Source organism: Limnothrix sp. PR1529 (genome assembly GCF_002742025.1).
Classification (GTDB): domain Bacteria; phylum Cyanobacteriota; class Cyanobacteriia; order CACIAM-69d; family CACIAM-69d; genus CACIAM-69d.
Genome location: NZ_LIRO01000065.1, coordinates 1 through 13,429, shown reverse-complemented (window position 1 = coordinate 13,429; position 13,429 = coordinate 1). Strand labels below are relative to the sequence as shown.

Here is a 13,429-nt window from a genome sequence, read left to right as displayed (position 1 = left end):
TAGTGCAACTAATAACTTCATTGACTTAGGAATGGCCCGGTTTGGGCACTCTGCGCTGATGCTTCCACATCACGAAACCTGTGATTAACAGCGCTAGGGGAGCCAACCCAACAAAAACGTAAAGAATTCGGGTTGCCAGACCGCCAAAAGTCCCAAAGTGAACCGCATCAAATTGACTCATAATCGCCTCCGCCCGAGTCGGCTTCAGCCCATCAGTCAGTTGAATTAACTCACCGGTAAACTGATCGATCGCCACTCTAGTATTGCCCCATTGCGAGCTTTCTTGGGTTTGCCGCTTGCTGACGATCAATGGAGAATCTGGCTTTTTAGGGAGCACGATATAGGTCATCGTCGCATCAGGAATCACCGCTTCAGCTCGCTGGATCAACTCAGCAATGGATAAAGGCTGCTGACCTGGAATGGGCTTGGAAACTGGCGCGGCTGGCTTGGGTGTGAAAGTGACAGCATAAATCGCCTCATTCACCTTGGCTTGAGGCACATTCCAGGCAAACCCCGTGAACCCAATCAATCCCAAAAAGATTGCGGTAATAATGCCTGAAACTTTATGAATATCAAAGTTGGTTCGTTTGATATGGGCGTTTTTCCACTTGATTTTGAATCCAGCCATGAAGTTGCGCCAGCCCGGCCACAACACAATGCCAGTAAGGCTCAAGATCAGTGTCAGCAACGCAACAATGCCCATCACGAGAGTGCCTGTTTCCCCCGCTAGCAGTTTGTAATGGAGGTCATAAATTAGGCCAACCCAACTGGTTTCCCACTCCCGATCGCCCATAATTTGCCCCGTGTAGGGATGCACAAACACCTGCCAATGGTGATGCGCTGGGGTTTCCAACCAGGCCTGATAGGGTTCCTCGGCTGATTGGGGTGGCGCAACCGTGCTGAGGTTCCATTGCTTTTTCCCATAGGCCGTTTTGATCGATTCGATGATGGCAGCAACGGGCACTATTGCCCCGGCAGGCACAACGGTTCCCAGCCGCTGAGCCAGCACCCAATGATCAATTTCGTGCCAAAAAACGAGAACGCTGCCAGTCAAACCCGCAATGCACAACAAAATCCCGATCGCCAAACCTAGCCAGCGATGAATGAAGAAAGAAACCGCCCTGAGTTTGGCAGAAAGCAGGCGAGTGAGTGATTTTGGTAAAGGCTTTTGTGGTGATTCCATTTCATGCTTACCCCGGCTGATGAATACTGGGCGATCGCCGATCGCTGGGTTAAAACGTCCAAGAAAAACTGGCTTGCACGGTCAATGGTGCGCCATAAAAGATGCGATTGCGATTGAAAGACCCTTCAAAATACTCCACATCAAAGAGGTTTTTGATGTTGATTGCCGCGCGGAATCCGTTCCGTTTATAAAAAATTGCGGCATCAGTTGTCAGGTAGCTCGGCAACTCAAACGTATTGGCATTGTCACCTGCGCGATCGCCCACATAAAACAAGCCCACGCCAAATCCCAACCCTTGAAAATCGCCTTCCTGAATTTCGTAGGTTGTCCACAAACTTGCTGCATGGGGCGCAGTGCGTTGGACACGGTTATTCACCAGATCCGAGTTATTGTCCTCGGTGATTCTTGCGTCGTTGTAAGCATAGCTGGCAAAGATATTCCACCCTGGCAAAATCTCCCCTGCCACGCTGAGTTCAACACCCCGACTCCGCTGCTCTCCCGTTTGCACTGAGAAGTTGTCATCAATGGGATCGGTGGTCAGCACATTTTTTTGGGTGATGTTGTACCACGCCAAAGTTGCCGAAAGCCGATCGCTTAAATCGGCTTTCACCCCAATTTCAAACTGGGTTCCTCGGGTAGGCTCAAAAGTACTGTCGTCGCGAGAACGACCAATAATTGGCTCAAAGGATCGACTGTAGTTGGCATACAGAGAAATCGGTTCGATCGGTTGATAAACAATCCCTAGCCGAGGACTAAATGCCTCGCCCGTCTGAACCAAATCGGGATTGCCGAAATCGCCAGTCTGTCTAAACATGTCAAACCGACCACCGATCAGCACCTTCAAGTTATCTGCTAGGGTGATTTGATCTTGCAGCAAAATCCCCAGCTCATCGGTCACAATGCTGTCTTCACTGCTAAAGGTCACCGCGCCAGGCGATGCCCCAAAGGTGGGATCAAACAAATCAATGGGCGGGCCTTCTAGCCCCGTGAACTTCAGCTCAATATCCGATCGCCCTAAATCAACCCCAAATAATAATTGATGCTGAATGGAGCCGGTCGCGAACTTACCTACCACATTCGTAGTCATCCGATAGTCAAAATACTGATCGGAAATGTCAGAAAAGCTGGTTGATAAAGTTCGATTGTCAGCACCCAGCGCTCCCGGAAATCGGCCAAAGGTGTCAAACTCCATCCACCCATATCGAAACGCATGATTTAATGACCAATTTTCATTAAATTGATGCTCCAGTTTGTAGCCAATTCGGGTTTGTCGAACTTCAGCATCACTTTCCGTCAGGTTGCGGCTGCGCGGCACATCCCCCAGGGGGTTATCCAAAATTGTGCCCACAATCGGCAATCCGTGGGTGGCGTTATCACGGGACAAATGCTTGTAAGTGCCTTCAACGCTGAGTGTGGTGTCTTCACCCAAGGCAAAACTCAAAACCGGCGCAATCACGAAGTTTCTGGTTCGGCTGGAATCCGTGAAAAGCTCTTGGTCGCGATAGGAAGAATTCAGTCGATAAAGAATGTTTTTGTCGCGATCGAGGGGGCCCGACAGATCCACTTCGCCCCGGTAAAAATCGAAGCTGCCCGCACTCGCTTCCACGAAGTAATAGGGATCGCTCAAAGGACGCTTGGTAACAAAGTTGATCGTTCCTCCCGGCGAGGATGAGCCAAACAAAATGGAGTTGGGCCCTTGGAGCACTTCAATTTGCTCAATCCCCGTGAGGTCAGGGCCAATATTGGCAGAGACCCCGTTAAAGTCCCGCGCGACTATGCCATCGACGGTGGGCGAGGTGAAAAATCCTCGAACCTGGGCCCGCACCGCGTCAAAGTTAGACGGCGAGCCAACCCGCACACTGGGCGCATTCAGCAAGGCGCTGGTCACGTCAGCCCGTTGATCTTGCAGCAGTTCTTGGGGAATGATTTGGATCGATTGGGGAATATCGCGTAAGGGCGTATCTGTTCGCGTTGCGGCGGAGGAGTTTGGCACGCGATAGCCCCGTTGCCCTGCTCCGGTGACTACGAGTTCCTCGTCTGGCTCCTCCCCGGCAGGGTTGAGGCTATAGGCCAGGCCGGCGGTGGTCAGGGTCACTTCGGTGGTGGGCAGGGCGTTGGTTCCGGTGACGCTGACCCGGATGGTGTTGCTGTCTTGCTGCGTCACCTGCACCGTGGCAATGTCGGCGATCGGGTTCTCCGCCACAAAAGCTTGTCCTGCGGGTAGTGCCAGCACGGCATTCGGAATCTCGGCAACAAGGCTATTGCCCTCAGTACGGAACTGAGTCGCATCAATTTGCAGGGGCTGATCTTCGGCGCTTTCTAGGACGATTTCAAGTTCCGTATCAGTGCGGTTCAGTTGCACACCGGTTACTTGCACGGTGGCCCGTTCAATTTGCGCTCGCCATTCCCGTAGGTTGGTTGCAGGATGGCCAAGGTCTTGGACGCGAGGAATGGGGTTGTCTTCGGCCCAAACGGCCTGCGGCCCCGCCACGGACAGCACGCTCGCCACAACCAGACCCGACAACCGATTCACCATGACCCCACACCGCAGTTGAGAAAGACTTTCAGGAGCCTAGCAAGGGCTAACAGCAAAACAAAGCCGTTTTGGTGAGTCGCGGTACTTTTTTTGGGGGCTAGCAGAACTTTTTGCGCTGGGCCTGATAGAGCTTGGGATTGATGCCGAACTTGGTTCTGAACTGCTTGGCGAAGTGGCTGCGATCGCCAAAGCCCACAGCAGCCGCGACTTCGGACACTTTTAGCTCACCGGTTTCGAGCAACTGTCTGGCTTGCTCTAGGCGATGGTCATGTAAATAGGTAAAAGGTGGCTGACCAAACACCTGCCGAAAGCCTTCTTTTAACGCCCGACTGTTCAGCCCCACCTGTTGCGCCAGAGTCATCAATGAGGGGGGCTGCTCTAGGTGTTTCAGCAAGATCGATCGCGCCTGGTGCAGGCGATCGATATCATCAGGCTTCAGGTTTGCCAGCGCCGCACCGCCCTCCCAAGTCTTTGGTGATTCATGGGTTGATGGCTGTTCCTGCTGGATTTTCAGCTCATCGGCCAGCACCAGCATCACCGCTTCCAGGGCCTTGCTCTCCAGAAACATCCGCTTGGTAATGCCCTGATAGGGACAGCGAATAATTTGCCACAGCACCCGCTGCATGGCTCTGGAGACTTTGCCCACGCGGGTGTAGTAGAGCTGGTCGGCTGGTCGCACAAGGTGGCGCAAGGCCGGAGGGAGTTCCCCGTCTTGACCCGCAAAGGACTGAAACACCTGCGGCGACAGCCAAATATGGACTTCTAGGATTGGGTTCCGGTCTGTGCCGATGATCCAATCTTTGGGGGCCAGGCCACTGCCGTAGAGGGCATATTCCAGATTGTGGACTTCGGTGTAGCTGTCTTGGTGCTGTCCGGAGAGGTGGAAATGAAACGACAGCCACTCGGCACGCTCAGCCAGGGCCGCATCCCAGCGATCGCGCAGCCGGTAGTGATGGACTTGGATTTCAAAGCCTTCCCGGAGTTCCACTTCTCGGATGTAGCCGTCCCAGAGCCAAGCAGGGTAAACCAATAGGCGATCGTGCGGATCGGTTGCGTCTGGGTGTCGGGCTTGGGCAGCCGTCTCTTGATAAAGCTCAACGGCGGCTTGTTCAGAAGTGGTGATGGTCATGGCAATCGCGCTGGCTCAACAGACAGATTCTAATTAATGCGAAATTGTTGCATTAGAATTTGTCCTTGAGCAAGCCAGCAACATCGTGGTCTCTGGACATTTGCCAACCCGTTGTGGCTGCGACAACGATCGAGTTCGGCCATTCCACCGGGGCGATCGCGCTGCATCTGGCCATGGTTATGCGGCAGTATCCCATTGCCAAAATGAAGCACCTTGCCAAAACGGCAAAGTGCTTGAAGATGTTTTGGGTTGCCAGGGCCGGCTCCTAGATCGGGGAGCCGGTGGGACTAACGATAGTTAGTGAATTGCAGCGCCACGGGCAGATCTTCCTGCTTCAGGCGCTGGATCACCAGTTGCAGATCGTCTTTGGACTTGGCAGAAACGCGCACTGCGTCGCCTTGAATTTGGGCTTGGGCTTTTTTGAACTCATCGCGAATCAATTTGCTGATTTGCTTGGCGATGTCTTGGGGAATGCCCTTTTGCAACTTCACCTTTTGGCGAACACGGTTGCCGCTCGCGGATTCAATGTCGCCAAAGTCAAAGATTTTCAGGTCTAGTTTTCGTTTGGCGGCTTTCTCGCGCAAAACGGCCGTGACGGCTTCAAGGGTCATTTCGCTGGCGGTTTCGATCGTGAGATCGGTTTCGCCCAGTTCAACGATCGTGTTGGTGTCTTTCAGGTCGTAGCGGGATTTCAAATCTCGCTGCAATTGGTCGATCGCGTTGACCAACTCCTGTCGATCGAACTCACTCACCACATCAAAGGAAAACGTCGCAGCCATAACCCTAATTTTTCAATCCAAACCAATACAAAATGAATCGCCCAATTCGTGATCAATCTTCAGCCAGGGGCGATCGAGTTCCCATGAACCAGACTCGCCAATGGTGACTGATGCAGCCGTGGATTCAGCCCCCCTAGGCAATTTGCTGGAGCGCTTGCACAAACAGCGAAATCATTGCAATTTGCCCAATGCCAAACATCAGCGATCGCAGGGGAGGAATGTTGGCCAAGTAGGCCACCGAAAACAGCGCTCGCGCTCCCACAAAGGCCACCGCTGCCCAACCGGCCGCAGGGGTGTTAACCCCGGTGGCATAGGCCGCCAGGGCCGCAGCGGCATAGGGAGCAAAGGTTTCAATGCTGTTTTGGTGGGCCCAAGTGGCTCGCTTACCATAGTCCGGCAGGCGATCGAACATGGCCCGGGGCGCACCTAAATCCATCCCCACCTGGAACCGGGCATAGGCCACCGCCAAGTAAGGGAAATAGACCAAAAAGCTCGCCACAAAAATTGAACCCAGCAGCAAAGTGGGAATGCTAAAACCCAAAATCATGCGTTTTCACCTAGTCGAATTTCAGGAAGTCGAATCAACTAGTCGAAATAGAACAGCGTGACCACCCGGCGCTGTTCTTCAGCTTCCCGGCAGGTTTGCAGCAGGGTCACACTGTCATGGAAGGCAAAGCAAATTAACTGCTGGCAACGGGAAATAATTTCGTGGTTGCACAGGGAGCTGGCTTCCGCCAAAGAAAGCTGGTCATTTTCCGGTTTTTCAACCAAATGAATCACCGATTCCAATTGATCGCGAGATTCGCGTGGTTGCCGCTCCAAACTTTGGGGCAAAATCACGGTCAACAAATTGGCATCGGCGCGCATGGCTCCGCGAATGGCGGCGGCGTTGGTTCCCGTAGCACCCGAAGTAATAATTTGATTCCCGGCCAGCACCAATGCATAGCTGAGGGTTTCAATCAATTGTTGATGCGTAATCGGCACGTGGCGCGAACCCAGGATGGCGATCCGCTTGGAGCCGGTTTGCTGGATTGCAGCGAGTTCCTGCAAAAAATCGTCAACCTTGGGAAGATCGAGAGACGGACTCAAGGGTGCTACGGGGCAATAACAACGCCGCCATTTTAACAGAGACTTGGAGGCTGGCGTTGCGACCCAAGAATTTAAAAATGAGGTGAGCTGGCGGGTGCAAATTCAGGCCAGGATTGGCGGAAGGATGCTTTTGGGGATGGTAATTCAGGGGATCGATTCGCAGAACAACGGCTTTTGCTAGACTGAAGGTTCAATGGCGCGTGACTCAAAACAGTGACCCGTGAACCGGAGGGCTGCGCTCTCATCTTCATGACCCGATCGCCCCAGTTTGTTGCCACCGTTTAAGTTTTGCTTGGGGTGGAGGCTGGGTTGATCGATCGACCGTTCATCAGCGTTTTGGTTTCGGGTTCCTGCGTTGCGCCATTGTGTAGAACTCACCTCGCCAGCCGATCGCGGCGACGTAATTTTGATGAGTGATCCGGATTTGAAGTTGAACGCGCAAGAGCTGGCCCTGTTGACGGCTGAGGGCATTGAAGACGAAGGGGACGATGAGACGGTAGTGGAGTTTGCGCCGCCTGTGGCCAAGGGGGCGGTCTATCAACTGGGGCGTGGTTCCAGCTATGAAGTGGCGATCGCGGCGGCCAACGCGGCGGATGATCGCAAAGGGGAAGACATTGCGCTGCTGGAGGTGACGGAGGTTTCCTACCTGGCGGACTATTTCTTGATTGTGACCGGGTTTTCGCGGGCCCAAATTCGCGCCATTGCCGACGCGATCGAGATGAAGCTGAAAACCGAGTTTGATCGCCGGCCCCAAAACACCGCTGGCTATGGTGATGGCGGCTGGGTTTTGCATGACTACGGCGATGTGGTGGTGCATGTGATGATGCCCACGGAGCGCGAGTACTACAACTTAGAAGCCTTTTGGGGCCACAGCAGGCGGCTGGAGTTTCGACCCCTGCCCGCCACCGAATCATCCAACACGGCTGGCTAGGGATCTCGATTCGATCCCCCCGCTGATCATCCATGCCTGAGCGGCGCAACAGAGCTGATTCATCCCTTGTTTATGACGCGATCGCCCCGTTCGGTTTGCCCCGTTCCCGAAGAACAACAACCCCTCAACGAGTTTTCCGAGTTGAAGGAGGCCTGGCTGTTGTCTTGGCCCACCTTGCCGGGCCGAGGGTTGGTGATCAAGCTGCTGTGGATTTGGGCCTGGAGCTGGTTGGTGGCGGGGCCCGTGGCCGCCGCCAGCTTCCCCCTCAAGAAAGACCTGGCCCACTTTCTGTTGGGGGCCGGTGGCGGGGCTGTGTTGCCCGTGGTGCTGGTGTTGGCGCGGATCTATTCGGCCTGGAGCTATGTGGGCCGTCGCCTGTTCAGCGAAAAAATTATCTATGAAGAATCCGGCTGGTATGACGGCCAAGTTTGGGAAAAGGCTCCGGAAATGTTGGCCCAAGATCGGCTAGTGGTTTCCTATGAGGTGAAGCCCACGCTCGATCGGCTCCGGCGGTTGGTGCTGATTTTGGCAGGAACCTTGCTGGCGGGGGCGGCCGTTTGGGGCCTGGTCTAGGGGCCGGTTCGGTTAACCTGGATGGGGAACGGTGGGCGCGATCGAGCGAGTTCGATCGCAAGGCCCCGATCCGCGCAAGATCCGTTGAAGAATGGAAAACACCGAAAAAATGGGCTGATTGCCGAAGCTGATCTTAAATTGCGATGAACAATCGCAGTTTTTGGCGGAATTAATGTCTAACTAAACAAGTTTCAAACCAGTTTTTATGACTCGGGGCAAATTAACGCGCGCGGCCGATATTGAAATTCGCTTGCTGCGGGAAGGGTTGGTGGAGTCCACCCACATGGTGCAAGCAGTGGCCTGCGATGATCGGGGGCGCTTGTTGATGTTGGCGGGCGATTCCGGCATCTCCAGCTTTGCGCGATCGGCTCTGAAACCCTTCCAGGCCCTGGCCGTGGTTGCCTCTGGAACCTTGGATCACTTTGGTCTCAGCAATCGCGACCTGGCGATCATGTGCAGTTCCCATCAGGGAGACATTGCCCAAGCCCGCCAAGTGTTCAACATCCTTTGGCATTGCGGCATTGAACCCAGCGCCCTCCAATGCCCCATTCCCCAAGGCAAATCCAGCGCACTGCAACACAACTGCTCTGGCAAACATGCGGGGATGTTGGCCATGTGTCGTCACGGCAATTGGTCGATCGGGGACTATCTGCAATATTCCCACCCCGCCCAGCAAGCCGTTTCCAGTGTCATTGGCGAGCTGCTCGGGATTCCTGCCCAAGAATTTGTCGTAGCCCGCGACGATTGCGGCGCGCCCACCTATCTGATGCCCCTTCAGGAGTTGGCCACCCTGTTTGCCAAGCTCACATCCGGCGACAATCTGCAATTGGAACGCATCGTGCGGGCTATGACCGGCTATCCGGAGCTGATTTCCGGCCATGGTGGCTTTGACACGGATCTGATGCGGCTGACGGGGGGCGAAATTGTCAGCAAAGCGGGAGCCGAAGGGATGCAGTGTATGGGCCGCGTGGGTGAGCGGCTGGGCATTGCCATCAAGGTGACAGACGGGGCCAAGCGGGCTAAATATGCCGCTGCGATCCACATCCTGAAACAACTGGGCTGGATTGGGCCCGATGTGTCGGAAGCGCTGGAAGAAAAATATGTGCAGCTCAATGCCTTTAAGCGGTTGGAGGCGATCGGGGAGCTAAAAATCGCCTAGATTTCGATCGGTTGAGCAGACCAAAATCAACTCAATTTCTGATCTTGACCCGTATCTTGATCGGCATCTTGATCGGCATACTCGATCGACATCGTGAGCGCCAATTCCCAGGAAAAGGGCGGCTCGATCGGGAACGTCTTCAAGGGTAATTGCGTTTCCACAAAAGCTTGCTCGCGGGCTTGGGGATAGGCCTGCTCGATCGCGCTGGGGAGCCAGGGTTTCAAACTCGGATTTTCGGTGAGTAACTGTTGAATTTCACGGCGGGCGGAACGAATGCTAAACACCCAAGAATTCGATCGGTGATCGGGTTGAAACCGCCATTTCAGTAAATGCAGATAGAGCCGGGTAATTTGACTGGCTAAGGCTCGCTTTTCCAATCGCCCCAAGCTTTCAACCTCTTCTAACAAATTCTCCAAATCCAATTGATCAAACTGCCCCGATCGCAACAATTCGGCCTGTTGTTGCACCCAGCCGTAATAATCGCTGTCGTAGGTGATCGGGGCGATCGACTCGATAGTCGTCTGTGTTTCCATGCGGTGGCATCCTAATCCCGAGCAACATATTCGATCGGCAGGGTCATCGCTATTTCCCAAGTAAACGGCAGCTCGATCGGGAACGTATCGATCGGTAATCCCGTTTCCCGGGCGGCTTTTTTGCGGGCCTGCTCATAGCTCTTGACGATCCAATCTGCTAAGTCGCGCCGAAAGCTGGGATTTTCGTCGAGTAATTCCAAGATTTCATCCCGCGCATCTTCAATGGAAAATGCCCAAGAGTTCGATCGCTTGTGGGGTTGGTATTGCCACTTCAGCAGATGCCAATAGAGCCGGATAATTTGACTGGTTAAGGCTCGCTTTTCCGATCGCCCCAAGCTTTCGACCTCTTCTAACAAATTCTCCAAATCCAATTGATCAAACTGCCCCGATCGCAACAGTTCGGCCTGTTGTTGCACCCAGCCGTAATAGTCGCTGTCGTAGGTGATCGGGGCGATCGTTTTGGAAGTCATTAGCTCAAACTCCTCAGCGCCTTGACCATCGAGAAACTGCAATTTTGCCCAGGGTCGCTGTTGCTATTGTGCAAGATCCAGCACCGTGGTGGCACAGTCTGTGAAAGGTCATCAAACCCGCCAAATCCTTATCCAAAAACCGTTTCACCCTGCTAAACAAGGGGCTTAAGCCCCTTGTTCCCTGATGATTTGGTCACAGCCAAGCTCCCGGCGGAACCCGCAATTTTCGGACTGTCACGCCACTACGGCCCCAACCGCCCGAAGTGGCCCGGCTGTCCCGTTGCGCTGATATCCTGAAAAGCATCAAGACTAATCATAAGAATTTCCCTTTTTCGCCCGCCATGTCCGTTACTGTGCCGCTCCAAACCCGAGACCCGATCGCCTTTCCGCTGACGGCGGTGATCGGCCAAGAGTCGATCAAGATGGCTTTGCTGTTGGCGGCGATCGATCCGGGCCTGGGGGGCGTGGCGATCGCGGGACGGCGCGGCACGGCCAAATCGGTGATGGCCCGGGCGATCCATGCCCTGCTGCCCCCGATCGAGGTGGTGGACGGCTCCCTCAGCAATTGCGACCCGGACGCGCCCGATCGCTGGGAAGACGGCTTGCAATTTACCGGCGAAGTGCCCCGGAAAGTGATTCCCGCGCCCTTTGTGCAAATTCCCCTGGGTGTGACCGAAGATCGGCTGCTGGGTTCCGTGGATGTGGGCCAGTCCGTAAAGCGCGGCGAAACGGTGTTTCAGCCCGGCTTGCTGGCGGAGGCGAACCGGGGCGTGATGTATGTCGATGAGCTGAACTTGCTGGATGACCAAATCGCCAACCTGCTGTTGGGGGCGATCGGGGAAGGGCGCAACCAAATTGAGCGGGAAGGGATCAGCTTTGCTCACCCCTGCCAAGCCCTGTTGATCGCCACCTACAACCCGGAAGAGGGGCCACTGCGGGAGCATTTGCTCGATCGAATTGCGATCGCCCTGTCTGCCGATGGAGCCTTGGGCTTGGATCAGCGGGTGGAAGTGGTCGATCGGGCCGTGGGTTATGCCCGATCGCCCCAAGACTTCCTGGGGCAATATGCCGAAGAACTGGACGGTCTGAAAACCCAAATCCTGTTGGCGCGGGAGTGGTTGCGCGATGCCACAATCAGCCGCGAGCAGGTGGAATATTTGGTGCAAGAGGCGGTGCGCGGCCGGGTACAGGGCCACCGAGCGGAACTGTTCGCCGTGCGGGTGGCTAAGGCTCATGCGGCCCTCGATGGGCGGACGGCGGTGAATGCCGATGACCTGCGGGTGGCGGTGGAGTTGGTGATTGTGCCCCGGGCGACGGTGATTGAAACGCCGCCGGACGAGCAACAGCCGCCGCCGCCCCCGCCGCCGCAACAACAGCCGGAAGCGGAACAGGAACAGGACGACGAAACCGACAACGAAAACGAAGATCAAGACGAAAACGAAGACGAGGATCAACCGGACGAGCCCCCCGCCATCCCCGAGGAATTCGTGTTCGACCCGGAAGGGGTGGTGATGGATCCGTCGGTGCTGCTGTTTGCCCAAACCACGGCCCAGCGATCGGGCGGTAGCTCCGGCAGTCGATCGATCATCTTCTCGGACGATCGGGGGCGCTACATCAAGCCTGTGTTGCCGCGCGGCCCCGTGCGCCGGATTGCCGTCGATGCCACCCTGCGATCGGCCGCGCCCTACCAAAAAGCCCGCCGCACCCGAGCCGCCGCCGCTGGTCAAACGGGCCGCCGCGTGTTCGTGGAAGAAAGCGACGTGCGGGCCAAGCGCCTGGCCCGCAAGGCCGGAGCCTTGGTGGTGTTTGTGGTGGATGCGTCCCACAAGATCCGCAATGGCAATTTCACCTGGGAAGAAGGTGCGGCAAGCCTTGCCGATGCGGTAAAGAACATCAACCGCGCCTGGTCAGCGCTGACACAAGCTGATTTGCCGCCGAGCGTGCAGGAATCCTTCGCCCAGGCGCGTGAGCGTCGCGCCCCGGCCGAACAGGTCACCCAGGAACTGGTGCGCATCGCGGCCGCGAAGAACAGCGCGCAGCTTGAACAGCTGATCAAGGAACGGCTCTATCAAGCAATTGACCCCTTCACGGAATCGATCGGCGGCATGATGGACACCATCGTGGCCGAAACGAATGACAAGGTTGTGCAAGAAGTGACGTCCGTCACTCAGGCAACGCTGATCATCGCGCTGCTGGGGCTTTTCTCACTCGCCGCGCTGGTTGCTGCAGGCTGGGTTGTGGTTGCCCGTGTTACCCGTCCGCTTGGGACGCTGGCCTCTGGCATGGAAAACATGTCGAAGGGCGATCTTTCCAAGGAATTCCAGGGTACGGAACGCCAGGATGAGGTTGGGGAAATGGCGCGTGCCGCCACTGTCTTCCGCGAAGGCCTGATCGAGGCTGAGAAGCTGCGTGCCGCCGAAGCGACACGTGGGGCGGAAATGGAAGCCGCCCGCCGTGCTGCCATTCAAAGCATTGCGGGCGATCTGGATCGCGCGGTTGGCCAATCGGTCAGCACGCTGTCTGAAAGCACCTCCATGCTGGTGCAGGAAGGCACCAAGGTTGCCTCCGTCACGGATGCAACCCTCGCCCAGGCACGTTCCGCTGCACATGAGGGAACGGAGGCCAATAACGGCATCCAATCCGTCTCGGCCGCGGCTGAGGAACTCACGGTTGCGATTTCCGAAGTCTCCAACCGCGTGACCGCCGTGGCGCAAACCGCGCGCGGTGCGGCGGAACAGGCGGATCGCGTGAGCAGCCTGGTGGATGGGCTGAATGCGGCATCGGTGCGCATCAATGATGTCACCGGGCTGATCGGCACCATCGCCGCGCAGACCAATCTGCTGGCGCTCAATGCCACAATCGAATCGGCCCGCGCCGGTGAGGCTGGCAAGGGCTTCGCGGTGGTGGCCTCGGGAGTGAAGAACCTGGCCGCGCAATCGGCCAAGGCGACCGAGAGCATCCAGACCGAAATCGGTGCCATGCAGAATATCATCGGCGATGTGGTGGGCGTGATCGGCGATATCGTGAAGCGTATCAGCCAGTTGGAT

13 protein-coding genes and 1 pseudogene are annotated in these 13,429 nt (G+C 55.9%); 6 read left to right on the top strand and 8 right to left on the bottom strand.

Going from position 1 to position 13,429, the window contains the following annotated elements:
* Window positions 1-25 precede the first annotated feature (25 nt).
* From AMR42_RS10630 to AMR42_RS10620, 3 genes are all read right to left on the bottom strand, one after another.
* Complete coding sequence (locus AMR42_RS10630) at window positions 26-1,183, bottom strand: PepSY domain-containing protein (protein ID WP_099533433.1); 1,158 nt, start codon at window positions 1,181-1,183, stop codon at window positions 26-28.
* A gap of 49 nt (window positions 1,184-1,232) precedes the next feature.
* Entirely contained in the window at window positions 1,233-3,719 is a 2,487-nt protein-coding gene (locus tag AMR42_RS10625) for a TonB-dependent siderophore receptor (RefSeq protein ID WP_099533432.1), read from the bottom strand.
* 97 nt (window positions 3,720-3,816) lie between these two features.
* Window positions 3,817-4,848, bottom strand: coding sequence for an AraC family transcriptional regulator (locus AMR42_RS10620; protein ID WP_099533431.1), 1,032 nt, complete (start codon window positions 4,846-4,848; stop codon window positions 3,817-3,819).
* Window positions 4,849-4,961: 113 nt separating this feature from the next.
* Here AMR42_RS10620 and AMR42_RS20430 point away from each other — a divergent pair, with 113 nt between their 5' ends.
* Window positions 4,962-5,117 carry a hypothetical protein gene (locus tag AMR42_RS20430; RefSeq protein ID WP_158234443.1) on the top strand — a complete coding sequence of 52 codons (156 nt, stop codon included), beginning with the start codon at window positions 4,962-4,964 and terminating at the stop codon, window positions 5,115-5,117.
* 18 nt (window positions 5,118-5,135) lie between these two features.
* Here AMR42_RS20430 and AMR42_RS10610 read toward each other — a convergent pair whose 3' ends face one another.
* The 3 genes from AMR42_RS10610 to AMR42_RS10600 all read right to left on the bottom strand — a co-directional run bounded on the left by AMR42_RS10610 (window position 5,136) and on the right by AMR42_RS10600 (window position 6,716).
* Complete coding sequence (locus tag AMR42_RS10610) at window positions 5,136-5,627, bottom strand: YajQ family cyclic di-GMP-binding protein (RefSeq protein ID WP_099533429.1); 492 nt, start codon at window positions 5,625-5,627, stop codon at window positions 5,136-5,138.
* Window positions 5,628-5,760: 133 nt separating this feature from the next.
* Window positions 5,761-6,174 carry an MAPEG family protein gene (locus AMR42_RS10605; RefSeq protein ID WP_190353627.1) on the bottom strand — a complete coding sequence of 138 codons (414 nt, stop codon included), beginning with the start codon at window positions 6,172-6,174 and terminating at the stop codon, window positions 5,761-5,763.
* Window positions 6,175-6,212: 38 nt separating this feature from the next.
* A complete protein-coding gene (locus tag AMR42_RS10600) occupies window positions 6,213-6,716 on the bottom strand; it encodes a DNA-processing protein DprA (protein ID WP_099533428.1) in 504 nt (167 codons plus the stop codon).
* Between the two features lie 355 nt (window positions 6,717-7,071).
* Between AMR42_RS10600 and rsfS the strand changes: the two genes are divergently transcribed.
* From rsfS to AMR42_RS10580, 3 genes are all read left to right on the top strand, one after another.
* Window positions 7,072-7,647: a ribosome silencing factor gene (gene rsfS, locus AMR42_RS10590; protein ID WP_234406944.1), complete on the top strand. Its 576-nt coding sequence runs from the start codon at window positions 7,072-7,074 to the stop codon at window positions 7,645-7,647.
* A gap of 72 nt (window positions 7,648-7,719) precedes the next feature.
* Window positions 7,720-8,220, top strand: a complete 501-nt coding sequence (locus AMR42_RS10585; protein WP_099533425.1) for a CGLD27 family protein — start codon at window positions 7,720-7,722, stop codon at window positions 8,218-8,220.
* 205 nt (window positions 8,221-8,425) lie between these two features.
* Window positions 8,426-9,379, top strand: a complete 954-nt coding sequence (locus AMR42_RS10580; RefSeq protein WP_099533424.1) for an asparaginase — start codon at window positions 8,426-8,428, stop codon at window positions 9,377-9,379.
* A gap of 26 nt (window positions 9,380-9,405) precedes the next feature.
* On the opposite strand, the gene AMR42_RS10575 is transcribed toward AMR42_RS10580, so the two are convergent.
* Both AMR42_RS10575 and AMR42_RS10570 read right to left on the bottom strand, forming a co-directional pair.
* A complete protein-coding gene (locus AMR42_RS10575; protein WP_099533423.1) occupies window positions 9,406-9,912 on the bottom strand; it encodes a DUF29 domain-containing protein in 507 nt (168 codons plus the stop codon).
* Window positions 9,913-9,923: 11 nt separating this feature from the next.
* Complete coding sequence (locus AMR42_RS10570) at window positions 9,924-10,382, bottom strand: DUF29 domain-containing protein (RefSeq protein ID WP_099533448.1); 459 nt, start codon at window positions 10,380-10,382, stop codon at window positions 9,924-9,926.
* Window positions 10,383-10,723: 341 nt separating this feature from the next.
* Between AMR42_RS10570 and bchD the strand changes: the two are divergent.
* Together bchD and AMR42_RS20845 are read left to right on the top strand one after the other, a co-directional pair.
* Window positions 10,724-12,349 (top strand): annotated as a pseudogene (gene bchD / locus AMR42_RS20850) (magnesium chelatase ATPase subunit D); the annotation flags it as partial.
* A 138-nt stretch (window positions 12,350-12,487) separates the two neighbouring features.
* On the top strand, window positions 12,488-13,429 hold a 942-nt coding region (locus tag AMR42_RS20845; RefSeq protein ID WP_368670735.1), incomplete at its 3' end, for a methyl-accepting chemotaxis protein.

Bases quoted from the DNA above. Each gene is read 5' to 3' on its own strand.
- AMR42_RS10630 (WP_099533433.1), bottom strand. From the start codon at position 1,183: ATGGAATCACCACAAAAGCCTTTACCAAAATCACTCACTCGCCTGCTT.
- AMR42_RS10625 (WP_099533432.1), bottom strand. From the start codon at position 3,719: ATGGTGAATCGGTTGTCGGGTCTGGTTGTGGCGAGCGTGCTGTCCGTG.
- AMR42_RS10620 (WP_099533431.1), bottom strand. From the start codon at position 4,848: ATGACCATCACCACTTCTGAACAAGCCGCCGTTGAGCTTTATCAAGAG.
- AMR42_RS10610 (WP_099533429.1), bottom strand. From the start codon at position 5,627: ATGGCTGCGACGTTTTCCTTTGATGTGGTGAGTGAGTTCGATCGACAG.
- AMR42_RS10605 (WP_190353627.1), bottom strand. From the start codon at position 6,174: ATGATTTTGGGTTTTAGCATTCCCACTTTGCTGCTGGGTTCAATTTTT.
- AMR42_RS10585 (WP_099533425.1), top strand. From the start codon at position 7,720: ATGACGCGATCGCCCCGTTCGGTTTGCCCCGTTCCCGAAGAACAACAA.
- AMR42_RS10580 (WP_099533424.1), top strand. From the start codon at position 8,426: ATGACTCGGGGCAAATTAACGCGCGCGGCCGATATTGAAATTCGCTTG.
- AMR42_RS10575 (WP_099533423.1), bottom strand. From the start codon at position 9,912: ATGGAAACACAGACGACTATCGAGTCGATCGCCCCGATCACCTACGAC.
- AMR42_RS10570 (WP_099533448.1), bottom strand. From the start codon at position 10,382: ATGACTTCCAAAACGATCGCCCCGATCACCTACGACAGCGACTATTAC.